This window comes from Bradyrhizobium sp. U87765 SZCCT0048 (assembly GCF_018131225.1).
Classification (GTDB): Bacteria; Pseudomonadota; Alphaproteobacteria; order Rhizobiales; family Xanthobacteraceae; genus Bradyrhizobium_A.
Genome location: NZ_JAFCMM010000001.1, coordinates 1,310,034 through 1,334,871, shown reverse-complemented (window position 1 = coordinate 1,334,871; position 24,838 = coordinate 1,310,034). Strand labels below are relative to the sequence as shown.

The window sequence follows — 24,838 nt, the reverse complement described above, 5'->3', positions numbered from 1 at the left end:
GATCGCCGGGGCGGGGCACCTTCGTAATCACATCCCGCTATACGGGATGTCACGACTGGAGGCGAGGTCGTGCGGCTCAGGCCGCACTCGCCTGGGTCTTGCCGCCGCGCTCGGCGAGATGCTTGGCGGCGATGTAACCGAAGGTCAGCGCCGGGCCGAGGGTGATGCCGCCGCCCGGATAGTTGCCGCCCATGATGCTGGCCATGTCGTTGCCCGAGGCATAGAGACCGGGAATCGGCTGGCCGGCGTCGTCGAGGACGCGGCTGTGCTGATCGGACCGCAGCCCGGCGAAGGTGCCGAGGTCGCCGACGACCACTTCGACAGCATAGAACGGGCCGGTCGCGATCGGCGCGAGGCAGGGGTTGGGCTCGAACTCCGGATCGCCGTTGAAGCGGTTGTAGGCGGTCGAGCCCTTGCCGAAGGCGCGATCCTCGCCCTGGGCGATGTCCGCGTTCCAGGTCGCGATGGTCTGTTCAAGGCCGGCGGGATCGATACCAGCGGCCTGGGCGAGCGCGGCGACGGTGGCGCCGGTCTTGAGATAGCCCGAGCGGATGTTGGGGCCCACCGGCACCGGGAACGGCTTGACGAAGCCGAGGCCGAAACGGCTGAGGAACGGCTTGTCGACGATCAGATACGCCTTCGCCGGCTTGTCGGTGCCGCTCGCGGCAAACAGCGCCTGGCAGAAGTCGTGGTACGAGTTGGCCTCGTTGACGAAGCGCTTGCCGTTCGGCAGCACCGCGATCAGGCCGGGCTTCGCGCGGTCGATGAAGTGCGGGAAGATGCCGAAGCTGCCGTCGCGCCGCGGCACGCGCGACACCGGCACCCACGCCGCGGCGTTCGGGTAGCCCTTTTCGACCGCAGCGCCGATGTCCTCGCCGAGACGCAGGCCGTCGCCAGTGTTGGTGACGGGGGCGGGCGAGTGGTGGCCGGTGTTCTCGCGGTCGTGCGGGAACATGGTGCGGCGGCGGGCCATATCCTGCGGGAAGCCGCCGGCGGCGAGCACGACGCCGCAGCGGGTGCGGACCTCGACCTCGCCATTGGCGGTCTTGACGATCGCGCCGGTCACCTCGTTGTTGTCACGGATCAGTCGCTGCACCGGCGCATCGGTCCAGACATCGACGCCGACGTCGAGCGCGCTGCGGAACAGCCGCGCCGCCAGCGCATTGCCGTTGGTGAGCAGCATGCCGCGACGATAGAGCGCGAGATCGCGCATGTGCGAGGTGAGACGTCCGGCGACATAGGCGGCCGACCTGACCGAGCGGGTGACGTTGAAAAAGTGCTTCAGCTCCGGGCCCGAGCCGATCATCAGACCGACGAAGGTCAGCTCGGGCAGCGGCGGACGCAGGCGCTTCAGCTCCTTGCCGAGGCCTTGCGCGCGATAGGGCAGCGCCTTGATCGAGCGGCCGCCCGAGCGACCACCCGGTGCGTCCGGATGGTAGTCGGAGAACGCCGACGCCGGCTCGAACTGCAACTGTGTCTTGTTATGGAAGAACGCGATGGCCTCCGGACCCTCCTCCAGGAAGGCGTCGACATTGGCGGCGTTGAAGTGGTTGCCGGCTTCGTGGCGCAGGTAGGTGCGCGCAGCCTCGACCGAATCCTTGATGCCGTCGGCCTGCGAGATCGGGTTGTTCGGCACCCACATGAAGCCGCCGGACAGCGCGGTGGTACCGCCGACAAAGGGAGCCTTTTCGGCGAGGATGACCTTCAGGCCGCGGGCGCCCGCGGCCACGGCCGCGGCGAGGCCGCCGGCGCCGGAGCCGACGACGAGCACATCACAATTGACGGTCTTTGCCATCTCAGTTCTTTCCTTGTGTGAGGCCGACATCGCCGGCGTGTTGGCTGCGCTGTCTGACGACGTCGCGTCGTTGGCGCAAGGTTTGTCCCATCGTTTCCTCGCGCTTGGCGAGCCAGACGCCATGGCGGACCGGCCAAGCGTCGTAATCCGGATCGAGCCCCAGCGTCTCGCGTGCGCGGCGTGGCCAGTAGGGATCGTTGAGCGCTTCGCGGGCGATCGCGATCAGGTCGGCGGCGCCGGTCTGCAGAACCTCTTCGGCCTGCTCGCCGTCGACGATCAGGCCGACCGCCTGGGTGACCACGCCGGTCTCTTCGCGGATCTGGCGGGCGAAGCCGACCTGAAAACCGAGGCCGCGGGGCACCGTGAGGCGGCGCGTCTCTTCGGTGAGGCCGCCGGACGAGACGTCGATGACGTCGACGCCGCAGCGTGCAAGTTCGCGGGCGAGAACGACCGAGTCCGCGACGCTCCAGCCGTCCGCAGCGCCGTCGACCGCCGAGATGCGGCAGAACAGCGGCTTGCCGGCCGGCCATTCGGCGCGCACGCGCTGCGCGATCTCAAGCGCAAGACGCATGCGTCCAGTGCGGTCGCCACCATAGCCGTCGGTGCGGTGGTTGGAGATCGGCGACAGGAAGCTCGCAACAAGGTAGCCGTGGCCGAAATGCAGGTCGATGGCATCGAAGCCGGCGGCGTCCGCGCGCCGCGTCGCCGCGGCGAACTCCTCGATGATCGCAGCGATGCCGGTGTCGTCGAGCGCCTCGGGCACGCTCCATTCGGGCCCCGCAGCGCGCGCGCTCGGGCCGAGGCGGCACCATGGCGTACCGTCGGCGAGACGAAGCTCCTCCGTCGTCAGGGCGCGGCCCCCCTCCCACAGCGCCTGCGAGCCGGCCTTGCGGCCGGCATGGGCGAGCTGCACGCCGATTGGTGCGCCCTGCGCATGGACGAAGTCGACGACGCGCTTGAGAGGTGCGACCTGGTCGTCGCGCCACAGTCCGAGATCGCACACGCCGATGCGGCCGTGCGGCGACACCGCGGTGCTCTCGGTGAAGATCAGGCCGGCGCCGCCAAGCGCGAATTTACCGAGATGCACGAGATGCCAGTCGGTGGCGCGGCCCTCGTCGGCGGCGTGCTGGCACATCGGCGAGATCACGATGCGGTTTCGCAGCACGAGTTCGCGCAGGGCGAGCTGCGAGAACAGCAGGGGCGCGCGTTCAGACGATTTCATGGACGTCCACCAGGAATGTGGTGATGCTCTGAAGGAAGCCCAGCGCATGGCGCTGCGATACCTCGGCAGCCGGCGACTGGAACGCGGCGACGAGATCCTGCTGGGTGTGAAACCACATTTCGACGATGCCGTCGGGCGCGCCTCCGTCCGCGTCGGCGTCGATGCCGGGGGCAGGGCCACATGCCGTGACGACGTTTTGCCGATAACCGGCGATCGCGGGGAAGCGTGCGACCATCGGGGCGTGCACCTCCAGCCACTCGCGGCGGAAGTCCTCGGGCGACAGGCCATCGCGGCGCTGCAGGATCGACATCCGCTTGATCGCGGGTCTGCCCTGCGGCGCGACCACGGTGATCTGGTCGGCGACGATGACGCGCGTCGCCGCCATGCAGTGCGGCGAATCCGCGACAACAGCCTGATAGGGCTCGGACGCGATGGCGCGCTCCATTGCCGCAGCGTCGTCGAACCACAGTTCGGAAAAGCCGTCGAGATCCCAGCCGCCGCGCGCATGGTCGATCGCAAGCTGGGTTTTGTCGATGATGTGATTCTGATGATAGGCGCGCAGCCCCGGCATCCTGGCGGCGAGCGGGCCGTGCACCTCGCGCCAGTGGCGGCGGAAGTCGGTGGTGGAGAGGCGTGGCAGCTTGCGCAGCAGTCCCATACGCACGATCATGCCGCCATCCTCGCGATGGCTGGTGCGATGCGGATCGCTGCCGCGTTGCGGTGCGAGCTCCGTGCCGCGTCGTCTCCCGTCCGTGTCATTGCTGGCCTTGTGGTTGGCGAGTTCGGTGGTTGCCGATCCTGCGACCGTGCGCCGCATAATTAGAATATAGCGAGTGGATTCGGTTATGACAAATTATCTGGGAGTGCCTACGGATTTGGCTATTGCGTATCAGTTAGCCACTTGCTAATCGAAAGTCTGCCGATTTCCAGGTGAAAAGAGCCGGTCAAACGCGGTGGAAAGCTTCAGGCTGCCGCAGCGGGGCCTGCGCTGCATCCAGTGGGTAGGGCGGGGCCCGAAAGCGGCGACGTCCGGCCATCCAAGGGGAGGAACCATGACTGACATCAAGAAACTGAGCCGCCGTGCCTTCAACCAGACCGCGCTGACCGGCCTCGTGGCCGCGTCTGTTGGTTCGTGGATGGCGGGCAGCGCCCGCGCCGAAGGCGACATCAAGGTCGGCTTTAATGGCGACCTCTCGGCTTCGCCGTCCGCTCAATCGGGGCGTGCAGCGGTGGTCGGCATTCAAGCTGCGATCGAAGATCTCAAGGCCAAGGGCCAGAGCTTCTCGCTCGTCGTGCGCGACGATCTCTCGCAGCCGCCGAAGTCGATCCAGAACATGTCCGACCTGATCGACAGCGAGAAGGTGGTCTCGGTGTTCGGTCCGACGAACTCCGGCAACGCGCTGGCGTGGAAGCAGATCCCGAACCAGAAGCGCATCCCGGTGATGGGCTGCATCGGTTCGGCCACCGACATCACCAAGCCGGTCAGCCCGAACGCCGACAACTACATGTTCCGCGTCGGCAGCGTCGATCGCACCCAGGTCGTGGCGCTGATGGCCTATGCCAAGAAGAGCCCGAACGCCAAGAAGATCGGCTTCCTGACCGAGACCACCGGCTATGGCCAGGGCGGGCTCAAGGACCTGCAGGAGATTGCTGCGCTGCAGGGCCTGAATGTCGTCGCCAACGAAAAGTTCAACGTCAACGACACCGACATGACCTCGCAGCTCGGCAAGCTCAAGGCTGCCGGCGTCGACACCGCGCTGGTGTGGGCGCAGGGCACGCCGATCGGCCAGTTGATGCGCAGCATGGAGAAGATCGACTACTTCCCGGTGGTGCTGACCAGCTGGGCCGCCGACAATCTCACCTTCATCAACGCCTCCGGCCCGGCGCTTGCCGAGAAGCCGATCTTCCTGCGTACCGTGTCGGAATCGCGCACCGCATCCCAGCAGGCGTTCTTCGACCGTATCCGCCCCAAGATCGACGCCGATTCCGCGTTTTCCTTCGCGGTGCACGGTTATGACGCCATGATGCTGCTGGCGCTGGCCATCAAGCAGGCCGGCTCGACCGACGGCGCCAAGGTCCGCGAGGCGCTCGAGGATCTCAAGACGCCGTTCGAAGGTTACGCCAAGTCGTACAACAAGCCGTTCAGCAAATCGGAGCACGACGCGCTGACCGCGGCCGACCAGCGCTGGACCTGTTGGCGCGGTGGCAAGCTCGCCGCGTTCAAGGACGCGGTGGTCGAGGGGCTCAAGCCCGAAGACTTCAAGGGCTGACGTTCAGAAAAACGCCGCCCGCCCCTGGGGATAACCCCGGAGGGCGGGCGTGCGCTCGTTTTTTGCGGTAGTTTCTCCGTGGTTTTCTAGTCAGGGGTGTTCGCGGTGCTGGCGACCTATCTGCAGGTGTTGGTGAGCGGTCTCGCCGTCGGCGGCGTCTACGCGCTCTTGGCCTTGAGCTTCAGCATCACCTTCACGACGACCAAGACGCTGAACTTCTCGCAGGGCGAGTTCATCAGCTTTGGCGCCTTCGTCGGCGTCACCGCGCTCTATGTCCTGTCCGCCCGTAACGGCAGCACCGGTTTCGCCGGGCTGACCGACCAGGCCTCCGCCGGCTTCAACTATCCGATCGCCGCCCTCGTCGTCGGCTGCGTCACTGGCGTGCTCGGCATCGCGATCTTCGTCGCCGCGGTGCGGCCGTTCGCTGGCAAGCCGGGCATGTCGTGGGTGATGAGCACGATCGGCTTCGGCATCATCCTCCAGAGCATCGGCCTTGCGATCTGGGGCCCGGCCCCGGTCAAGCTGCCATCGCCGTTCGGCGACGACGTGCTGCGTTTCGGCGGCGTCGGCGTGCGCCCTCAGGAACTGCTGGTGCTGGCGTTCGCCGTCATCGCGATGCTGGCGCTCGACGTCGTGATGCGCCGCACCCGCATCGGCAAGGCGATGCGCGCGGTCGCGCAGAACCCGGCCGTCGCCTCGCTGATGGGCATCAATGTCGCCGCCGTCATGATCGGCGCGTTCGTGCTGTCGTCGGCGCTCGCCGGCCTTGGCGGCATCCTGGTGGCGCCGATCGCCTCCGCGTCGCTGTTCATGGGCCTCGGCATTGCGCTCAAGGCGTTCTCGGGCGCCATCATGGGCGGTCTCGACAACCCGCGCGGCTGCATCTTCGGCGGCTTCGTCCTCGGCCTGCTCGAGCAGACGGTGGCGCTGTGGCAGGCGCAGTGGCGCGAGATCGTGATCTTCGCCCTCATCATCCTGGTTCTCGCCGTGTGGCCCAACGGGCTGTTCGGCTCCCGCTCGCTCGACAAGGTCTGATCTGATGCGTGGGACATTGGCTGCGGCGGCCCTGGCGCTCGTCGGTGTGGTGCTGGTGTACGTCACCGGCAACGACTTCTATCTCCGGATCATGTTCTCGATCTGCATCTACTTCCTGTGCGCCACTGGCATGAACGTGCTGGTCGGTTTCGCCGGGCAGAAGTCGCTGGGGCAGGCCGGGCTGTTCGCCGCCGGCGCCTACGCCGTGGCGCTGCTGACGACGTCATGGGACATGAACCCATGGCTGGCGCTGGCGATCGCGGTCGTGGTGTCGGCGCTGTTCGGTGTGCTGATCGCCGCGCCGTCGCTGCGCGTGAAGGGACCGAGCCTCGCCATGGTCACGCTGGCGTTCGGCATCGTCGTCGAGAAGCTGGTGACCGAGGCGTCCGACCTGTTCGGCGGTGCGATGGGCATCTACGCTATTAAGCCGCTGACCATCGCCGGCGCGCCGTTCGACATGAAGCAGTGGGTGTGGTTCGCCATCGCGCTGTCGCTGGTCGTGCACCTGCTGCTGCGCAATGTGCTGACCGGCCGGCTCGGCCGCGCGCTGCTGTCGATCCAGGCTGACGAGGTTGCGGCGGCGTCGATGGGCGTGCCTGTGCTGCGGTACAAGGTGCTGGCGTTCGTGATCGCGGCAGCGACCTGCGGTCTCGCCGGTGCGCTGGTCGCACAGCAGAACCAGTATATCAATTCCGACTTCATCAACTTCAACCTCTCGGTCTTCATCCTGCTGCTGGTGATGTTCGGCGGCAGCGGCTCGATGGCGGGTCCGTTGCTCGGTGCGGTGTCGCTGACGCTGATCGGCAGCTTCCTGGCGCGCTGGAGCTGGGCGGAGCACTTTGCCAACGGCGCGCTGCTGCTGTTCGCGCTCTATGTGATGCCGCGCGGCCTTGCCGGCGTTCTGTCAGACCTGCTTGACCGCGTCCGTGGTGCATCGGCGGTCCCGGCGGTTGCTGGCCAAGGCGAGAGCGCCCCGGCGCTGTTCCCGCGCGACGGCGCGGCGGTCAACGAGACGCTGCTGCAGACCACGGATGTCTGCAAGGCCTATGGCGGCGTGCGTCCGGCGCGGGATCTCAGCGCGAGGCTGACGTCTGGCCACATTCACGCACTGATCGGCCCCAACGGCGCCGGCAAGAGCACCTTCATCAACATTCTGTCCGGTATCGTGAAGCCGGACAGCGGCGAGATCGTCTTCCGGGGCGAGCGTTTGACCGACAAGCCGGTGCACGCCATCTGCAGCCGTGGCATCGCGCGCACCTTCCAGAATTTGCGCCTGTTCAAGGATCTCAGCGTCCGCACCAACATTCTGGTCGGCCAGCATCGGCGGATGACCAACGGCTTCTTCGTCTCGATGTTCGGCGGCGGCCGCCAGCAGGAGGCACAGGCGTCGCGCCGGGTCGAGACCATCATGCAATTCGTCGGCCTTGCCGCCGATGCCGACAAGCCGGCAGGCGCGCTGGCGTACGGTCTGCAGCGCCGGGTGGAGCTCGCGCGGGCGCTTGCGACCGAGCCTGAATTGCTGTTGCTCGATGAGCCGGCGGCGGGTCTCAATCCGCAGGAGACGGAGGAACTGGGCGGCCTGATCGAGCGCATTCGCGACCAGGGCATCACCATCCTGCTGGTCGAGCACCACATGGATATGGTGATGAAGATCGCCGACCACGTCATCGTGCTCGACTATGGCGAGAAGATCGCCGAGGGGCCGCCGTCGATCGTGCAGACCGACAAGCGGGTGATGGAGGCCTATCTCGGCGTCGACGAGGCCGACGAGCCTCCGGTTGTGGCGACGGCGTCGTAGGGATTACGTGACATGACGATGCTGCAGCTCAAGAATATCAGTGTGTCCTACGGCCCGATCGAGGCGGTTTCCGATGCATCGATCGAGGTCGAGCAGGGCCAGGTGGTGGCGATCGTCGGCGCCAACGGCGCCGGCAAGACCACGTTGCTCAAGGCCATCGCCGGCCTGATGCAGCCGCGCACCGGCGAGATCGTCTTCGAAGGCCAGACGATCACCGCCTCGCCACCGCATCGCCGCGTGCAGTACGGCATCGCGCTGTCGCCGGAAGGCCGTCAGGTCTTTCCCGACCAGAGCATCCGCGACAATCTCGAGCTCGGCGCCTATGCGCGGCGGCTGACGACCGCGGAGCTGAACGAGGCACTGGAGGAGCAGTATCGCCTGTTCCCGCGGTTGCGCGAGCGTCAAAACCAGATGTCGGTGACGCTGTCGGGTGGCGAGCAGCAGATGCTGGCGATCGCCCGCGCGCTGATGGGCGCGCCGCGCCTGTTGTTGCTGGACGAGCCGTCGCTCGGCCTTGCGCCGCTGATCATCAAGGAAATCTTCGCGATCATCCGCGACCTGCGGTCCCGCGGCATCACCATCCTGCTGGTCGAGCAGATGGCGAACCTGGCGCTGCGCCTCGCTGACCGGGCCTATGTGCTCGACAGCGGCCGCATCACCATGAGCGGCACAGGCGCCGAATTGCTGGCGCATCCGGAAATCCGCAAGGCCTATCTCGGCAACGCGCACTGAGGATGTGACGGCAAGCGCCGTGCCGATGCACGGCGGCTTGGCCGACGCGTCTTCGTATCATGTCTTGTATTCAAGACTTGCGCGTGCGCGCCTTGGGCTTGGCTGCAGCTGTTCGGGCGGCAAGATCGGGACGATAGCCGAGTTGCTCCGACAGGCGGTTGATGATCTCGATGACTGGCTGCATGTTGGCGCTGCCTGGACGCACGTCGAGCTCCGAATTCGGGCCGATTGCGGTCATCGCAAACTGCATCTTCTGGCTTTGGTCGAACACCGGAACGCTGACCGCATTGATGCCGGGCACCGGTACACCCTCGGTGGTGGCGTAACCCTGGCGGCGGATGTCCTCGAAGTCCTCGGCGAACGCCTGGCGTGACTTGCCGCTCGGCAGGTGCTGGCCTTTCTGCTCCGCACGCATTTCCCTGGCGAGCAGTGTCCGTACGCTTTCCAGCGGATAGAGCGCGGCGAACAGGCGCCCGGTCGCCGTTCCGGTCAGGGTGTAGAGTGCGCCGGCGCGCAGATTGACGTGCACCGGATAGATCGCCTCGTGAACCTGGATGATGGTGGGGCCATGTGGTCCCCACACCGACACCGTGACCATGTAGCCGGTTTTTTCGGAAATTTCGGTGGCGACGGTGCTGGCCATGCGGAGGGGGTCTGTTCCACGCATGCGCACGAGGCCGAGTTGCAGCGCCAGCGGGCCGAGGAAATAGCGCCCGGTGGCGGAATCCTGTTCGACCAGCCCGAGCTTGCGGTAGCTGACGAGATAGGCATGGGCCTGCGCCGACGTCATCCCGGCGCGGGCCGCGAGATCGCGCAGCATGGTCGGCTGGCCGAACTCGATCAGCGCCACGAGAATACGGCCTCCGACCTCGATCGACTGGACTCCTCGGCCTTCCACTTTCATCCGCCCGACGTCTCCTCTTGGATGTCGACCGGTATAGCGATTCCGGATCGGCAAGGGGAGGCCCTTGGCGGGTTTTACCGCGCCTGTCACCGATGCGCGTGTTGCGTCAATCGTGCAGCGCCATGTCCTGCAGGATCCGGCGGACATCCTCCTCGGTGGCGGAGCGCCGGGCGGCCGGCTGTGGCGCCGCCGCCGGAGCGGCGTGCGCCGCCGGTGCCGCATGGAGCGGGGCCGGTGCGGCAGCATCGGCGTCGCCGGCGCCATACGCACGAATGAGCACGGTTGCCGCCAGCACACAGGCGAGGCCGAGCGCTGCGACTTCGAGCAGGCGGTCCTTCAGTGCCGGCGCAGCCGTGCGTGTCGATATGGAGCGGTTCTCGAACATGCCGCCATGGTGGCGGGTCAGAGTAAGGGTGGCAATTCGCAGTTTTCGTGAGGTGCCTTCGGCATCGCCGAAGGCTAATGGTCCAAGAGGCGCCCAGGGGGTATCCCGACGTTGGGGCGGCCGATCGGGGCCGCGCCAGTTGATTTCATGGGGACGGCGCCGGGCCGGCAGCTTTCTTGCATGATCCTCGCAAGGTAGACTTGCACAATTTTGTCACATTGGCTGGGAGAGGTCGTCGTGAGTCAGATCGAGGGTACAGCGGGGATGGTGCTCGCCACGGAGACGGTTCGCGACTCGAAGTCCAGCGCACAAAAGGCTCTGTGGGGATCGGCGCTCGGCTACGCCATGGACGGCTTCGACCTGCTGATCCTTGGCTTCATGCTCGGCGCGATCTCCGCGGACCTGCACCTGAGTTCGACCCAGAGCGCGTGGCTCGTGACCGTGACCTTGATCGGCGCCGTCGTCGGCGGGATCGTCTTCGGCATGCTGTCGGACCGGCTCGGCCGCGTGCGGGTGCTGACCTGGACCATTGTGCTGTTCGCCGTCTTCACCGGCATGTGCGCACTGGCGCAGGGCTACTGGGACCTGCTGATCTACCGCGCGATCGCCGGCCTCGGGCTCGGCGGCGAATTCGGCATCGGCATGGCGCTGGTGGCGGAGGCCTGGCCCGCGGCCAAGCGTGCGCGGGCCTCGTCGTATGTCGGCCTCGGCTGGCAGTCGGGCGTGCTGGCCGCGGCGCTGATCACGCCGCTGCTGTTGCCGGTGATCGGCTGGCGCGGCATGTTCATCGTCGGCATCTTCCCGGCGCTGATCGCCTACTTCATCCGCCGCCATCTTCACGAACCGGACGTCTTCGTCGCCAACAAGGCGCAGCACCAGGGCGCGGTGTTCTCACTCAAGCTGCTGATGACCGACCGCGAGACCATAAAGACCAGCCTCGGTATGATCATTCTCTGCTCGGTGCAGAACTTCGGCTACTACGGCATCATGATCTGGCTGCCGAGCTATCTGTCCACCCAGTTCGGCTATGGTTTGACCAAGACGGCGCTGTGGACCGCAGTGACCATCGCGGGCATGGCTCTTGGCATCCTGATGTTCGGCCACATCGCCGACCGTCTCGGCCGACGTCCGGCATTCCTCGGCTACATGATCGGTGCAGCCATCATGGTCGTGGTCTACTCACAGCTCGTCAGCCCCATGGCGCTGCTGATCGGCGGCGCGGTGATGGGATTCTTCGTCAACGGCATGCTCGGTGGCTACGGCGCGCTGATGAGCGAGCTGTATCCCACGGCCGCGCGTGCGACGGCGCAGAACGTGTTCTTCAACATCGGCCGCGCGGTCGCCGGCTTCGGGCCGCTGCTGGTTGGCATCGTCAGCAAGGACTACGGCTTCCAGACCGCGATCGCCGCGCTGGCGTTGCTCTACATCGTCGACATCGTTGCGCTGCTGCTGCTCGTGCCGGAACGTCGCGGCGCCGAGCTGGCGTAGCGGTGGCTCACGGCGCCATCGTGCTGGTCGTTCAGACCAGCTCGGTGGCCGCGAGGCGATTGAGCGCCTTGACCTGCTCCGATGGCGGCAGGCGGATCGAACGTTCAGCGTCGCCGACGGTGGTCAGCAGCCGCTGATAGGCCTGCTGCGCGACGTCTGCGGGCAGCGGCTCCTCGTCGTAGGATTCGATATGGCGGCCGGCGAGACCGGCGAGCAGATGGTACAGGGCGCCGTGCTCGGCGTCGGTTGACGCGAGTTCGAGGGCTTTGCGCTGCAAGGAAGCGTAGGTCCGCAGACCCGGGTGCTGGCCAACGAGCCAGTCATATAAGTCAGTCACGTGTCGTTCCCTCCCTCCATTCGAGAAGAAACAACCATTTATATCATGGATTTTGCCGTTTCCAATGCCCAGGCGTAGCGGCAGGCATTTCGATTGCTGCAGGGCAGGCCGGCCAATTTGCAGAAAACGGCGTCATTGTAAGGTATTCGAAATTGCCTATATACTTTATGGGGAGTCCTGCGGGGCTCCCTCGTTGATCTCGTTTGACCGTCAGGCCCGTCGTTCCGGCGGGCCGTCGCCGTTTTAGGGGTTGCCGACTTTTAGGGGTTCTGGACTGATGACCCGTTCCAATCGCACCGATCACATTCGGCTCACCTCACACCCGGTGCCGGGCGCGAAGCATGAGTTTCCCATCACATGGGGCGCGTCGACCGCGCGCGAGCGCGGGCCGGTGATCGGCACGGTATCGCGGCCGCAGGATCGCAACGTCATCGGCAGCCATGGCGGCTCCTATGCCGTCTATCGGGCGCTCGCGGTGTCGTCGGGAGCGCTCGATCCGATCCGCCGCCCCGATCTCACCAATACCTATCCGGCGGCGACCATCGGCCCGTTTCCGCAGTGGAGCGATCCGTCGCGCATTGTCGCGCTCGATCCGTGGGGACATCTCGTCGCCGAAACCTTCCGCAAGGAGATCGCCGAAGGCATCGACATTCGCCCCAGCATCGCGGTGACCCGTGCGCGGCTCGACCTGCCGGAGCTGCAGGCCGCGCTCGCCGCCAAGCGCCTCGAGGCCGATGGCGACGTGGTGCATGCCAACGGCAGCGTTTCCGTCGTCAAGATCGCGATCGACCCGGTGTGGTACCTGCCGGCCATCGCGACGCGCTTCGGCACCAGCGAGACCAACCTGCGCCGCGCGCTGTTCGAGCAGACCGCCGGCATGTTTCCCGAATTGGTCACCCGTCCCGACCTGCAGATCTTTCTGCCGCCGATCGGCGGCACCACGGTCTACCTGTTCGGCGATGTCACCCGGCTGCCCGACCATCGCACGCGCATCACCTGCCGTGTCCACGACGAGTGCAACGGCTCGGATGTTTTCGGCTCGGATATCTGCACCTGTCGGCCCTATCTCATCCATGGCATCGAGGAGTGCGCCCGTGCCGGCCAGACCGGCGGCCTCGGCGTCATCGTGTACAATCGCAAGGAGGGCCGCGCCCTCGGCGAGGTCACCAAGTTCCTGGTCTACAACGCGCGCAAGCGCCAGGAGGATGGCGATGCCGCGGCTGCCTATTTCGAGCGCACCGAATGCGTCGCCGGCGTACAGGATGCGCGCTTCCAGCAGTTGATGCCGGACGTCATTCATTGGCTTGGCCTGCCGCGCATCGACCGCTTCGTGTCCATGAGCGATATGAAGTACGACGCACTGACGTCCCAGGGCATCGAGATCGTCGAGCGCGTTCCGATTCCCGACGACCTGATTCCGGCCGACGCCCATGTCGAAATCGCCGCCAAGAAGGCGGCGGGCTATTTCTCCGTCGAGAAGCCGGCTTCAAGCGAGCTCGACGATACCGTCGGCCGGTCGCTCGACAAGTACTGACCGCTGGATGCACGGGGTGTGACGCGCGATATGGTCGATGCACAGTCACTGTTGTCGGCTGAGGCGGTGCGCGAACGGGCGCATCGGCTCCTGCAAGTCGGGCTCGAGGATCGTCTGCCGCATTTCCGGGTCGATCTCGCCAGGCTCGATACCGCGGTCGATCTGGTGCTCGCCACCATGCGCCGCAACTATCCGCTCGGTGAGATTCCCTTTCATTCACGCTGGCGTCACTTCATAATCGACGGCGAGGACCGCTGGGCAGCGATCGCTGCCAGCGCTGGCTGGTCCGATCCGATTGCCAGGGCGCGCGCCGAGTTCGATCTCGCCATCGTCAGCGTGTTGCTCGATGCCGGCGCGGGCGCGCTCTGGCGCTATCACGACAATGTCAGCGATGTCGCGATCGGCCGTTCCGAGGGGCTCGCGCTCGCCAGCCTCGACATGTTCGATTCCGGCGCATTCTCGGCGACGGAGGATGACCCGCTGCGGGTCGATGCCGAGGCGCTGCTACGCCTCACCGCCGACGATGTGCGGCGCGGCTTTCAGGTCACCGAGGACAATCCGCTCGTCGGCATCGAGGGGCGCGTCGAGTTGCTGCGACGGCTCGGTGCGCAGCTCGCGGCGCAGCCGGCGGTGTTCGGCGGCGCGGGCGGGCCGCGCCCCGGCGGTCTTGTCGATCATCTGCTGTCCCGCGCCGGCGGCGGCGCCATCGCCGCGCCGGATATCCTGTCGGTGGTGCTGCAGCAGCTCGGACCGATCTGGCCGTCGCGGCTCGATCTCGGCGGCGTTCCGCTCGGCGACTGCTGGCGGCATCCGGCGCTGGTCACCGACGATGCGTCGAGCGGCCTCGTGCCGCTGCACAAGCTGTCGCAATGGTTGACCTATTCGCTGATCGAGCCGCTGCAGCGCGCCGGCGTGACGGTCGCCGATATCGACGGCCTGACCGGGCTTGCCGAATACCGCAATGGCGGTCTGTTCATCGACACCGGCGTGCTCGCCTTCCGTGACCCGGCGGCGGCGGAGCTGGACTACGACGTCTCCTCACCTCTGATCGTCGAGTGGCGTGCGCTGACGGTGGCGCTGCTCGATGGGCTGGCGCAGATCGTGCGCGAGCGTCTCGGTGTTGACGCGGCGGCGTTTCCGCTCGCCAAGATCCTGGAAGGCGGCACCTGGGCGGCTGGACGCACCATTGCCTTCGAGCGCCGGCCCGACGGTTCGCCGCCGATCCGTGTCGTCAGCGACGGCACGGTATTTTGAAGCAATCAAGAAACGCAGCGCACGGAGACAGCCATGGACGGCGTCACGATTGTCGATCACCCGCTGGTGCAGCACAAGGTCACGCTGATCCGCGACAAGTCGATCTCGACCAAGTCGTTCCGGGAGTTGCTCAAGGAAATCGGCATGCTGCTGTGCTACGAGGTCACGCGCGACCTGCCGTTGACCGAGGTCGAGGTCGAGACGCCGCTGGCGCGGATGCAGTCGGCCAGGATCGCAGGCAAGAAGCTGGTGTTCGTGCCGGTGTTGCGTGCCGGCGTGACCTTCGTCGACGGCATGCTCGATCTCGTGCCGACAGCGCGTGTTGCCCATATTGGCCTCTATCGCGATCCCGAGACCTTCACTGCCGTCGAATACTTCTTCAAGGCCCCCTCCGATCTGCATGAGCGTCTCGCGATCGTCGTGTCGCCGGTCCTGGCGACGGCGAACACTGCGGTGGCCGCTGTCGACCGCCTCAAGGAGCGGGGCGCCAGGGAGATCCGCGTGGTGTGCCTCCTGGCCGCCCCCGAAGGGATCGAGCGGCTGCGTGGCCTTCATCCGGATGTGCCGGTATGGACAGCGGCGATCGACGAGGGGCTCGACGACAAGGCGTTCATCATCCCGGGCCTCGGCGATGCGGGGGACCGTGCCTACGGTACGCGGTGACCGCCGTCCGGTGGCTCAGGCTGGAATGCCGTTGGTCAGCAGCTCGCGGGCGATGATCGAGCGCTGGATCTGGTTGGTGCCCTCATAGATCTGGGTAATCTTGGCGTCGCGGTAGAGCCGCTCGACCTCGAAGCCGCGGATGTAGCCGCTGCCGCCGAAGATCTGCACCGCGTTGGCCGTCTGGGCGACGGCGACGTCGGCGGCAAAGCACTTGGCCATCGAGCAGTAGATCGTCGCCGGTTCGCCGGCATCGAGGGTGCGTGCCGCCTGATGGACCAGGAGACGGGCCGCGGTGATGTCCTTGGCCATGTCGGCGAGCATCCACTGCAGGCCCTGAAAATCGACGACGCGCTGGCCGAACTGCTTGCGGGTGCCGGCGTACTCCAGCGCGGCCTCGAGGCCGGCCTGGGCGATACCGACCGCAAGCGCTGCGATGCCGATCCGGCCCTTGTCGAGGGCGCTCATCATGATGTGGAAGCCGCGGCCCTCGGCGCCGAGCAGGGCATCGGCAGGAAGCTCGACATTCTCGAAGTGCAGCGCGCCGACCTGGGACGCGCGCTGCCCCATCTTGTGTTCCTTGGCGCCGCGCGACACGCCGGGCCGGTCGAACTCGACGATGAAGATGCTCATGCCGCGCTTGCCGGCGGCCTTGTCGGTGCGGGCGAGCACGAAGCCGACGTCGGCGACGGGCGCATTGTGGATCCAGAGCTTGGAGCCGTTGAGACGCCAGCCGGTGGACGTGCGCTCGGCGGAGGTCTTGATACCGGAGACGTCCGTGCCTGCATCGGCCTCGGTGATGCAGTAGGCCGGGCGCAGTTCGGCGCGCAGCAGGCGCGGCAGCCATTTGTTCTGCTGCTCGACGCTGCCGTGCACCGCGAGAAGGGTCGCGATCAGCTCGTAGAGGCCGCACTGGTCGGCGACCGACGAATAGCCGCGTGACAGCTCCTCCATCACCAGTGCGTAGGACAGGGCGTCGAGGCCGGCGCCGCCAATCTCGGCGGGCGCGGTGATGCCGAACAGGCCGAGCTCTCCCATGGCCTTGTAGATGTCGTGGGGGAAAGCCTCGTCGCGATCCAGGGCTTCCGCCTGCGGGCGGACGACCTGCTCGGCAAAGCGGCGAGCGGTCTGGCGGATTTCGCGGTGGGTCTCGGTCAATTGCATGGCTTGGGCTTTCAGGGTGGGTCCGGCGGTGGTCAGTGAGTTGCAGCCACCCATTTCATGATGTGCGTGCCGACCAGACACGGCTCGCCGTCCTGGTTGACCACCTCGACACGCGAGCGCGACCGCCCCGCGGCGACGTCGATCTCCTCGATGGTGTAGCTTGCCGTCAGCGTGTCGTTGATGAACACCGGGCGGGTGAAGCGGATCCGGTCGTAGCCAAGGGACACGGAGGTCGCCGTCGAACCGCGCTCGACGGAGCGGCGCGACATCATCGAGGCCGTGGTCGACAGCAACCCCATGACAAGAGCGCCGTGGGCGATCCGGCGTCCGAACGGCGTCGAGCGGGCGTACTGCTCGTTGACATGAAGCGGATCGAAATCGCCGGTCAGCCCGGCGAACAGCACGAGATCGGCCTCCGTGATCGTCTTGGCGAAGGTCGCGGTCTCTCCCACCTTGAGAAAGGTGTCCATGTCAGTTCACTCCAGGTCGGTTTGCTTCAAGTCGGCTCACTTCAAGTCAGTTCATTCCGGCGCCAAAGAAGGCGGCGAGCTCGTCCGCCTGGCCTTCGAGCATGATGCGGCCATTGAAGGTGCGGCAGCCGCGCGCTCGGGAGGCGGCGAGCAGGGGCGTGACCTCCGGCTTGATGATGACGTCGACCACCATCGTGTCGGCTGAAAGTCCGTCGATCGGCGCCGGCAGGCCGTCGCCCGGAGCCATGCCGATCGGTGTGGCGTTGATCAGCGTGTCGTGACCGGCGAGATCGACGGCGCCGGCGCGCACGGCACATGCCGGATAGGCACTGCGGGCACGGTCCGCGAGCGCCGTCGCCTTGTCCGCATCGACGTCGAAGATCGTCAGCGCGGCGATGCCGGCGTCGGCGAGCGCGACCGCGACGGCGCTGCCGGCGCCGCCTGCGCCGATCAGCATGACGCGCCGACCGGCGAGCCTGACGTCCGCTTTGCCGAGGCCGCGCACCAGGCCGCGGCCGTCGAACATGTCGCCGCACCAGCGGCCATCCGGCTCGCGCCGGAGCGCGTTGGCGGCGCCGACTTGCTGCGCCATCGGCAGCACGTCGTCGATCAGCGGCAGGATGCGGCTCTTGTAGGGCACGGTGACGACGATGCCGTCGAGGTTGCCGATCGCCATCAGCCCGCGCACGGTCGCCTCGAAATGATCGGGCCTGACGTTGACCGGTATCATCACCGCATCCATGCCGGTGGCGACAAAGCGTGGATTGAGCACGCGTGGTGACTTCACCTGGGCGATCGGGTCACCGATGATGGCGAACAGGCGCGTGGTGCCGTCGATGATGATCTGCTCGGCCGGGTTGCGTTCGGTCATGGCCGTATTTGTCATCGGCCCGCTCCGGCGACGGCGCGCGCCCGCTCGCGGGCAGGCGTGTCGCTGCGTGGCCGTGCGGCAAGGTCTGCTGCGAGCTGCAACGGCTCAGGTCGGAACAGGCGCGGGTCCATGGTTTTCAGCGCGGCGGAGATGATCGGACGGAAACCCATCCGGCCGATGACGTCCCGTTCGACGTCGGCGCCCGGCGCAATCTCGATCAACTCCACGCCGCGCTCGGTGAGCTGAAAGACCGCCCGTTCGGTGACATAGAGCACGTGCTGGCGTCGCCGGCTGCCATAGGGCCCGCTGTAGGTGATCTGCTCGACATTGGCGACGAACTTGGGATGATCGCCGTCGCGCACGAGCTGCATGCGGCCGCCCGGCCAGCCGATCTCCGACTTGCCGGCGGTGAAGGTGCCGCTGAAGACCACGGTCTTGGCATTCTGGCTGATGTTGATGAAGCCGCCGGGACCGACGATGCGTTTGCCGAACCGGCTGACGTTGACGTTGCCCGCGGCATCGACCTCGGCAAACGACAGGAACGCGAGATCGAGGCCGCCGCCGTCGTAGAAGTCGAACTGGTAGGGCTGGTCGATTACCGCGGCGTAGTTGCGCGCAGCGCCGGCATCGCCTCCGGAGGCCGGCGCGCCGCCGACGAGACCTTGCTCGTTGGTGAAGCAGACCTCGTCGAGGATGCCTTCCTCGGCGCCGACATTGGCGATCCCGGTCGAGATGCCGGATCCGAGATTGCAGATTGCGCCGGGAAACAGCTCGAGCGCGGCGCGGCGGGCGATGACCTTGCGGGCGTCGAGCGGCAGCAGCGGGATGTCGGACAGCGGCATGCGCAGCTCGCCGGCGTAGGACGGGCTGTACTCGACCTCATAGGTCTGCCACTGGGTTGGTTCGACGACGACGAAGTCGACGAGAATGCCGGGGATCTTCACTGCCTTCGGCGGCAGCGTGCCGCGTTTCGCCATGCGCTTGACCTGGACGATCACGATGCCGCCGCAGCGCCTGGTGGCCTGGGCCTCCGACAGCATCTCCAGGAACACCGCCTCCTGCTCCATCGTGATGTTGCCGTCCTCGTCGGCGGTGGTGCCGCGCAGGAAGCACACGTCGATGTGGAACGGCTTGTAGAACAGGTATTCGTCGCCGCGGAAGTCGATGAGCTCGACGAGGCCTTCGGGCGCGCACTTGCTCTGGCGGCCGCCGCCGTGGCGGGGATCAACAAAGGTGTGCAGGCCGGTCTTGGTGATGAGGCCCGGGCGGCCGGCGGCGATTTCGCGCATCAGCTGCGACAGCGCGCCTTGCGGCAGGGTATAGCCCTCGATCTTGTCGGCGATCGCCAGATCCGAGATCCTCGGCGAATTGACGAAGGTGCCGCAGACGATCCGCTTGAGCAGGCCTTCATGGGCGAAGTGGTTGGCGCCGCGCGTGGCGCCGTCGCCGAGGCCGACGGGATGCACGGCGGTGATATTGCGTGGCTGGCCCTCACTCAGGAAGCGGCGCTCGACGGCGGCCATCAGCGCTTCCGGCACGGCATGGCCGCCGCCGGAACCGCCGATGACAACGGTGTCGTTGGAGCGGATGAGCTGGACGGCTTCGTCGGCAGTGACGCGTTGCACGGTGCCTCCTAGTTGAGCTGGTCAGGGAAATGGCAGGCGGCGAAATGGCCGGCGGCATGTTCGGTCAGAGGCGGCGGCGTGCTGGCGCAGACGGGCTTTGCGATCGGGCAGCGCGTACGGAAGCGGCAGCCCGACGGCGGCGCGATGGCGCTCGGCGGCTCGCCGCCGAGCTGGACGTGCCGTCGCGCCCGCTCGACTGCGGCGTCGGGAATAGGCACAGCCGAGATCAGATAGCGGGTGTAGGGGTGCAGGGGGCGGGTGAAAATCGCGTCGGACGGGGCGATCTCCATCACCTTGCCGAGGTAGAGCACCACGATGCGGTTGGAGATGTGGCGCACCACGGCGAGATCATGGGCGATGAACAGGTAAGTCAGCGCGAAGCGTTCCTGCAGATCGAGCATCAGGTTGATGATCTGCGCCTGGATGTTGACGTCGAGGGCGGAGATCGGCTCGTCGGCGACAATGAATTCGGGGTCGACGGCGAGGGCGCGCGCGATCGAGATGCGTTGGCGCTGCCCACCCGAGAACTCATGGGGATAGCGCTGCGCCGACTTCGGATTCAATCCGACGGTGCGCAATAGCTCGTCGATGCGGCTGCGGACCTCCGCAGACGTGCTGACGAGGCCATGGAAGCGTAGCGGCTCGCCCAGAATCTCGGCGACACTCATGCGCGGATTGAGCGAAGCGTAGGGGTCCTGGAACACCATCTGCATCCGCTTGCGAAGAGGCCGGATCTCCTTCTGCGAGCTGCGCGCGATGTTCTGGCCGTCGAACAGGATGTCGCCGGCATCGGGCGTGTGGATGCGGATGACATTGCGAGCGAGCGTGGACTTGCCGCAGCCGGATTCGCCGACCAGGCCGACAGTCTCGCCGCGCCGAACGTCGAGGTCGACATGGTCGACGGCGTGGACGAAGCGCGGCGCTTCGAAGAAGCCGCGCCGCGGCAGCGCAAAGCGCTTGACCAGCCCGCGCACCTGAAGGATTGGCGCGGCCTCGGCGCGCGCGACGGGCTCTGGCCGTTCGGCGGACACGACGGCGGCCGGCTCGGCGCGGGTCCGTGGCGTCAAGGCCGCGCCGCGCTGGGTGACCCAGCAGCGCGCCTTGCGCTCGGGCAGCACCTCGGCGAGCTCGGGATGGACGTCGCACTGGGCGACCCGGAACGGGCAGCGCTCGGCGAAGCGGCAGCCCGGCGGATGGTTGAGCGGGTCCGGCGGCTGGCCGTCGATAGTGGTGAGACGCCGGCTCGTTGACGCGGCATCGTCCATGCGCGGCACGGCGTTGATCAGCGCCCAGGTGTAGGGATGGCGGGGATCGGCCAGCAGGTCCTCAGTCGGGCCGTCCTCGACGACCTCGCCGCCATACATCACGATGGTGCGGCTGCAGACACGGGCGATGACGCCGAGATCGTGGCTGATCAGCACGATGGCCGTGCCAAAGTCCTGGTTGAGCTCCCGCAGCAGCTCGAGGATCTGGGCCTGAATGGTGACGTCGAGCGCGGTCGTCGGCTCGTCGGCGATCAGCAGCGACGGCTCGTTGCTCATGCCGAGCGCGAGCATCACGCGCTGGCGCATGCCACCCGAAAACTGGTGAGGGTAGCTGTCCACCGCGCGTTCCGGGGCGCTCACTCCCATGCGGCCGAGCAGGCTGACGGCCCGCTGTCCCGCCTGCTCGGGGCTGTAGCGGCCGTGCACCACCATCGTTTCGACCAGCTGGCGGGCGATCTTCAGCACCGGGTTGAGCGAGGTCATCGGGTTCTGGAACACCATGGCCAGGCGATCGCCGCGCAGGCTGCGCAGTTCGTCAGGGCTCGCCTTGAGCAGGTCGCGGCCCTGGAAGCGGACCTCGCCGCCGACCACGCGGCTCGGCTCCTCGAGCAGGCGCATCAGGCTCAGCGCCGTAATGCTCTTGCCCGAACCGGACTCGCCGACGATGCCCAGCGTCTCGCCGGCGCCGACCGTGAAGCTGACGCCGTCGACCGCGCGGACGATGCCCTCGTCGGTGAAGACCTGCGTCCTGAGATCGCGCACGTCCAGCGCCGGGACGGCTGGGGCAGGACTGCCGCTGCTGATCGTCATGCCATCTCTCATCGCATGCGCGCCTTCGGGTCGAGCCAGTCGCGAACGCCGTCGCCGAGGAAGTTGAAGCCGAGCACCACCGTCAGGATCGCAAGGCCCGGAAAGGTGGCGACCCACCATTGCTGCACGAGTTCGCGCCCTTCGGCGACCATCGAGCCCCATTCCGGGGTCGGCGGAACGACGCCGAGGCCGAGGAACGACAGGCCGGCGAATGTCATGATGGCGTTGCCGAGATCCAGCGTCACCAGCACCACGAGCGGACCGACGGCATTGGGGATGATGTGGCGCAGCAGGATGCGCGACGGCGCGAAGCCCATCACGACGGCGGCCTCGACATACTCTTGCGACCGCTGCACCAGCACCAGGCTGTGGGCGAGACGCGCGAACTTCGGCCACCACACGATCAGCATGGCGATCATGGTGTTGAACGCGCCGATGCCGAGCGCCGCTGCGATTGCCAGCGCGAGGATGATCGGCGGAAAGCACAGCACGAGGTCGGTCATCCGCATGATGAGGTTCTCGGTCCAGCCGCGGGCGTAGGCGGCCATGCCGCCGACCAGCGTGCCGAACAGCGCCCCCAGCAACACGACCAGCAACGCCGTGCTGAGCGACACGCGCGCGCCGTAGAGCAGGCGGGTGAGCACGTCGCGTCCGAGCACATCAGTGCCGAGCCAGTGTGCGGCGGACGGCGGCTGCAGGCGGTTGGCGACGTCGACGAAGTCGGGCGCGTAGGGCGTCAACAGCGGTGCCGCCAGCGCGATCAGCAGCCACAGCACCACGATGGCTCCGCCGAAGGCGGGGAGGCCGTAGCGCCGGCGCCAACGCTGGGCGGCGGTAGGCACAGCCTGGACTGCAGGCGCCGCCGGCGATTGATCGACGGTGATGCTCATCGGTTCACCCGGGGATCGAGCAGCGCATAGCTGATGTCGGTCAGGAGGTTGACCAGCAGGTAGACCAGCGCGACGATCAGTGTGATGCCCATGATGGCCGGCATGTCGAGTGTGGCGGCGCTGCGGAACGTGTAGCGGCCGAGGCCCGGCCAGGAGAACACGGTCTCGGTCATCACCGCGCCGGTGAGCAGGTTGGCGTAGGCGAGGCCGCCGAGCGTCACCACCGGGATCAGCGCGTTGGGAAGCACATGACCCATGATGATCGTCCGCGGCTTGAGGCCCTTGGCGCGGGCGACGCGGACGTAATCCTGCTGGATGCTCTCGAGCATGCTCGCGCGGGTGGTTCGCGTGATCAGCCCGAGTGTCGCGGCGGCGAGCACGATCGACGGCAGTACGAGATGGGCGGCGGCGTCGCGGAATGTGTCCCAGTCGCCGGCGAAGAGGGTGTCGATCAGCATCAGTCCGGTGACGGTGGGAGGCGGGAAGGCGATGGGATCGAGGCGCCCGGGCCCCGGTGCGATCTCCAGGCCGCCATAGAAGATCGCCAGCACGATGAAGGCGAGCCAGAAGGTGGGGGAGGAGACGCCGATCAGCGACACCATGCGCGCCAGATGGTCGATCCAGCTGTCGCGGCGCACGGCGGCGACGATGCCGAGCGGAATGCCGATGACGAGGGCAAGCAGGAAGCTGATGGTGGCGAGCTCCAGCGTCGCCGGAGCGAATTGCGCGATGTCCTGCAACACCGGGCGCTGGGACGAGATCGAAATGCCGAGATCGCCGTGGAGCAGTCCTTTGAGGAAGATGAAATAACGCTCCCACAGCGGCAGATCGAGCCCCCACTTGGCGCGCCACTCGGCGACAAATTCCTTGTTGGATGCGGCGACGTCGCCGAGCTGGGCGAGGATCGGATCACCGGGGACCATGTTGGCGATCAGGAAGATGATCAACGTGGCAAGGAGCGCCATCACGATCGTCAATCCGAGCCGCGAAACGATGAAGCGCAGCATGGCCTGCTCCGCTAGCGAGAGCGCAGGGCGTGACGGCGCACATCTGTCGAGACCGGCGGCGGGCGCAAGCTGCGAGCAGCCATGGAACCTCCCTTCGCATTATATGGGATATTTCCCTTATTAGATCGTTCTAAATTTTCAGTGACGGCGTGTCAATCGTGATTTAACGTCGAAGCCAATCAAGATCGTCGCAGGTGCGATCGCGCGTGCAGGACGATGCACGCAGCGGCTGCGGCACGGGAGGCGGACGGTGGCGATTTTCCGCGGGAGATCAGGTGCGGCGAGGCGGGCAGCTCGACTCGCGCAGAACCAGCTTTGGTTGCATCACGACGCGGCGCGGCGGTGCATCCGGGTGTTCGATCCGTTGCAGCAGCAACTGCGCGGCAGCAACGCCGATGCCGATGGAGTCGATCGCCACTGTCGACAGCGCCGGCGTCCACAGCTCGGCCTCGGCGAGGTCGTCATAGCCCATGACCGCAAAGTCGCGGCCGGGCTCGAGGCCGACCTGCCGCAAGCCGAGCATGACGCCGAACGCGATGACATCGTTGAAACACACTGCGGCGGTCGGCGGATTGGGATTGGTGAGGAGGGCCTTCACGGTCGCCGCGCCGAAGCTGCGGGTCGGCGGGCCGGGAATGATCAGCTCCTCGTCGATGGCGATGCGATGTCTCGCAAGCGCTTCGCGATAGCCCTTGCGGCGCTCGGCGCCGGTGGAGATCAGGTCAGTGCCGCCGATCATTGCGATGCGCCGGTGGCCGAGCTCGATGAGATGCTCGGTCGCCATGCGCATGCCCTCGAGGTTGGCGTGGCCGGCGTAGTCGAGACCGCAGCCGGCGACGTTGCGCGAGATCAGCACGCAGGGAATGCCCTGGTCCTTCAGCCGCTTCAACGTCTGGCGGGTGGTGCCCTGGGACGGGCAGATGGCGAGGCCGTCGGCGTTGTACTCGCGCATGGTGGCGATGAACTGGTCCTGGCGCGCCGGATCCTCCTCCGAATTGGCGATGAAGACCGTGCGGCCGAGATCCCAGAAGGCGCGCTGGATCGCCGCCGTCAGCTCGGCGAAATAGGGGTTGGTGATCTCGTTGATGGCGACGCCGATGGTGTGGGAGCGCTGGGTGCGCAGGTTGGCCGCGCCGCGGTTGTAGACATAGCCCAGCGCGCTGACCGCCTCGAGCACGCTCTCGCGCGTCCTGTCCGCCACCAGCGGGCTCTTGCGCAGCACCAGCGACACGGTCGCCCGCGACACGCCGGCATGCCGCGCCAGGTCGTGCAGGGTGACGCGCTGCGGCTTCGGCAGGCTCTTGCTGGGGCGCTTCATGATC

General features: G+C 66.8%; 22 protein-coding genes. 8 read left to right on the top strand and 14 right to left on the bottom strand.

Annotated elements, in window-relative coordinates; translation table 11 throughout:
- Nucleotides 1–76 precede the first annotated feature (76 nt).
- From JQ639_RS05765 to JQ639_RS05755, 3 genes are read right to left on the bottom strand one after another with little or no spacing between them, the layout of a single operon-like run.
- Complete coding sequence (locus tag JQ639_RS05765) at nucleotides 77–1,795, bottom strand: FAD-dependent oxidoreductase (RefSeq protein ID WP_249123662.1); 1,719 nt, start codon at nucleotides 1,793–1,795, stop codon at nucleotides 77–79.
- A 1-nt stretch (nucleotide 1,796) separates the two neighbouring features.
- Nucleotides 1,797–3,017, bottom strand: coding sequence for an NADH:flavin oxidoreductase/NADH oxidase (locus JQ639_RS05760; RefSeq protein ID WP_211970242.1), 1,221 nt, complete (start codon nucleotides 3,015–3,017; stop codon nucleotides 1,797–1,799).
- Nucleotides 3,004–3,687 (bottom strand): EthD domain-containing protein, encoded by a 684-nt coding sequence (locus JQ639_RS05755; RefSeq protein ID WP_211970241.1) that lies wholly within the window; start codon nucleotides 3,685–3,687, stop codon nucleotides 3,004–3,006. Before JQ639_RS05755 ends, JQ639_RS05760 begins: the two co-directional genes overlap by 14 nt.
- Before the next feature lie 382 nt (nucleotides 3,688–4,069).
- On the opposite strand from JQ639_RS05755, the gene JQ639_RS05750 reads away from it, so the two are divergent.
- The 4 genes from JQ639_RS05750 to JQ639_RS05735 all read left to right on the top strand — a co-directional run bounded on the left by JQ639_RS05750 (nucleotide 4,070) and on the right by JQ639_RS05735 (nucleotide 8,852).
- Nucleotides 4,070–5,287, top strand: coding sequence for an ABC transporter substrate-binding protein (locus JQ639_RS05750; RefSeq protein ID WP_211970240.1), 1,218 nt, complete (start codon nucleotides 4,070–4,072; stop codon nucleotides 5,285–5,287).
- 105 nt (nucleotides 5,288–5,392) lie between these two features.
- Complete coding sequence (locus JQ639_RS05745; protein ID WP_211970239.1) at nucleotides 5,393–6,322, top strand: branched-chain amino acid ABC transporter permease; 930 nt, start codon at nucleotides 5,393–5,395, stop codon at nucleotides 6,320–6,322.
- Nucleotides 6,323–6,326: 4 nt separating this feature from the next.
- Nucleotides 6,327–8,120, top strand: a complete 1,794-nt coding sequence (locus JQ639_RS05740) for a branched-chain amino acid ABC transporter ATP-binding protein/permease (protein WP_211970238.1) — start codon at nucleotides 6,327–6,329, stop codon at nucleotides 8,118–8,120.
- 18 nt (nucleotides 8,121–8,138) lie between these two features.
- Complete coding sequence (locus JQ639_RS05735; protein WP_211970425.1) at nucleotides 8,139–8,852, top strand: ABC transporter ATP-binding protein; 714 nt, start codon at nucleotides 8,139–8,141, stop codon at nucleotides 8,850–8,852.
- A 70-nt stretch (nucleotides 8,853–8,922) separates the two neighbouring features.
- Here JQ639_RS05735 and JQ639_RS05730 read toward each other — a convergent pair whose 3' ends face one another.
- Together JQ639_RS05730 and JQ639_RS05725 are read right to left on the bottom strand one after the other, a co-directional pair.
- Nucleotides 8,923–9,756: an IclR family transcriptional regulator gene (locus JQ639_RS05730; protein WP_211970237.1), complete on the bottom strand. Its 834-nt coding sequence runs from the start codon at nucleotides 9,754–9,756 to the stop codon at nucleotides 8,923–8,925.
- Between the two features lie 106 nt (nucleotides 9,757–9,862).
- A complete protein-coding gene (locus tag JQ639_RS05725) occupies nucleotides 9,863–10,141 on the bottom strand; it encodes a hypothetical protein (RefSeq protein WP_211970236.1) in 279 nt (92 codons plus the stop codon).
- Nucleotides 10,142–10,378: 237 nt separating this feature from the next.
- Between JQ639_RS05725 and JQ639_RS05720 the strand changes: the two genes are divergently transcribed.
- Entirely contained in the window at nucleotides 10,379–11,629 is a 1,251-nt protein-coding gene (locus JQ639_RS05720; protein WP_349644758.1) for an MFS transporter, read from the top strand.
- 31 nt (nucleotides 11,630–11,660) lie between these two features.
- Here JQ639_RS05720 and JQ639_RS05715 read toward each other — a convergent pair whose 3' ends face one another.
- A complete protein-coding gene (locus JQ639_RS05715; protein WP_211970235.1) occupies nucleotides 11,661–11,966 on the bottom strand; it encodes a hypothetical protein in 306 nt (101 codons plus the stop codon).
- A gap of 277 nt (nucleotides 11,967–12,243) precedes the next feature.
- Between JQ639_RS05715 and JQ639_RS05710 the strand changes: the two genes are divergently transcribed.
- Genes JQ639_RS05710 through upp form a run of 3 tightly spaced genes read left to right on the top strand, consistent with a single transcriptional unit; the run spans nucleotide 12,244 to nucleotide 15,417 of the window.
- The gene (locus JQ639_RS05710; protein ID WP_211970234.1) at nucleotides 12,244–13,500 is read left to right on the top strand and encodes a GTP cyclohydrolase II; all 1,257 of its coding nucleotides are present in this window, start codon (nucleotides 12,244–12,246) and stop codon (nucleotides 13,498–13,500) included.
- A gap of 30 nt (nucleotides 13,501–13,530) precedes the next feature.
- A complete protein-coding gene (locus JQ639_RS05705; RefSeq protein ID WP_211970423.1) occupies nucleotides 13,531–14,754 on the top strand; it encodes a URC4/urg3 family protein in 1,224 nt (407 codons plus the stop codon).
- A 33-nt stretch (nucleotides 14,755–14,787) separates the two neighbouring features.
- Nucleotides 14,788–15,417, top strand: coding sequence for a uracil phosphoribosyltransferase (upp, locus tag JQ639_RS05700; RefSeq protein WP_211970233.1), 630 nt, complete (start codon nucleotides 14,788–14,790; stop codon nucleotides 15,415–15,417).
- A gap of 15 nt (nucleotides 15,418–15,432) precedes the next feature.
- Here upp and JQ639_RS05695 read toward each other — a convergent pair whose 3' ends face one another.
- From JQ639_RS05695 to JQ639_RS05660, 8 genes are all read right to left on the bottom strand, one after another.
- The gene (locus JQ639_RS05695; RefSeq protein WP_211970232.1) at nucleotides 15,433–16,578 is read right to left on the bottom strand and encodes an acyl-CoA dehydrogenase family protein; all 1,146 of its coding nucleotides are present in this window, start codon (nucleotides 16,576–16,578) and stop codon (nucleotides 15,433–15,435) included.
- Nucleotides 16,579–16,610: 32 nt separating this feature from the next.
- Nucleotides 16,611–17,048 carry a MaoC family dehydratase gene (locus tag JQ639_RS05690; RefSeq protein WP_211970231.1) on the bottom strand — a complete coding sequence of 146 codons (438 nt, stop codon included), beginning with the start codon at nucleotides 17,046–17,048 and terminating at the stop codon, nucleotides 16,611–16,613.
- A gap of 46 nt (nucleotides 17,049–17,094) precedes the next feature.
- Nucleotides 17,095–17,934, bottom strand: coding sequence for a shikimate dehydrogenase family protein (locus JQ639_RS05685; protein WP_211970230.1), 840 nt, complete (start codon nucleotides 17,932–17,934; stop codon nucleotides 17,095–17,097).
- Nucleotides 17,931–19,544 (bottom strand): acyl CoA:acetate/3-ketoacid CoA transferase, encoded by a 1,614-nt coding sequence (locus tag JQ639_RS05680; RefSeq protein ID WP_211970229.1) that lies wholly within the window; start codon nucleotides 19,542–19,544, stop codon nucleotides 17,931–17,933. The genes JQ639_RS05685 and JQ639_RS05680 overlap by 4 nt, the downstream gene beginning before the upstream one ends.
- A gap of 8 nt (nucleotides 19,545–19,552) precedes the next feature.
- A complete protein-coding gene (locus JQ639_RS05675; RefSeq protein ID WP_211970228.1) occupies nucleotides 19,553–21,619 on the bottom strand; it encodes an ABC transporter ATP-binding protein in 2,067 nt (688 codons plus the stop codon).
- An 8-nt stretch (nucleotides 21,620–21,627) separates the two neighbouring features.
- The gene (locus JQ639_RS05670; RefSeq protein WP_211970227.1) at nucleotides 21,628–22,509 is read right to left on the bottom strand and encodes an ABC transporter permease; all 882 of its coding nucleotides are present in this window, start codon (nucleotides 22,507–22,509) and stop codon (nucleotides 21,628–21,630) included.
- Complete coding sequence (locus JQ639_RS05665) at nucleotides 22,506–23,516, bottom strand: ABC transporter permease (RefSeq protein ID WP_211970226.1); 1,011 nt, start codon at nucleotides 23,514–23,516, stop codon at nucleotides 22,506–22,508. Before JQ639_RS05665 ends, JQ639_RS05670 begins: the two co-directional genes overlap by 4 nt.
- A 271-nt stretch (nucleotides 23,517–23,787) precedes the next feature.
- On the bottom strand, nucleotides 23,788–24,834 hold the full coding sequence (locus tag JQ639_RS05660) for a LacI family DNA-binding transcriptional regulator (RefSeq protein ID WP_211970225.1): 1,047 nt from the start codon (nucleotides 24,832–24,834) through the stop codon (nucleotides 23,788–23,790).
- Nucleotides 24,835–24,838 lie beyond the last annotated feature (4 nt).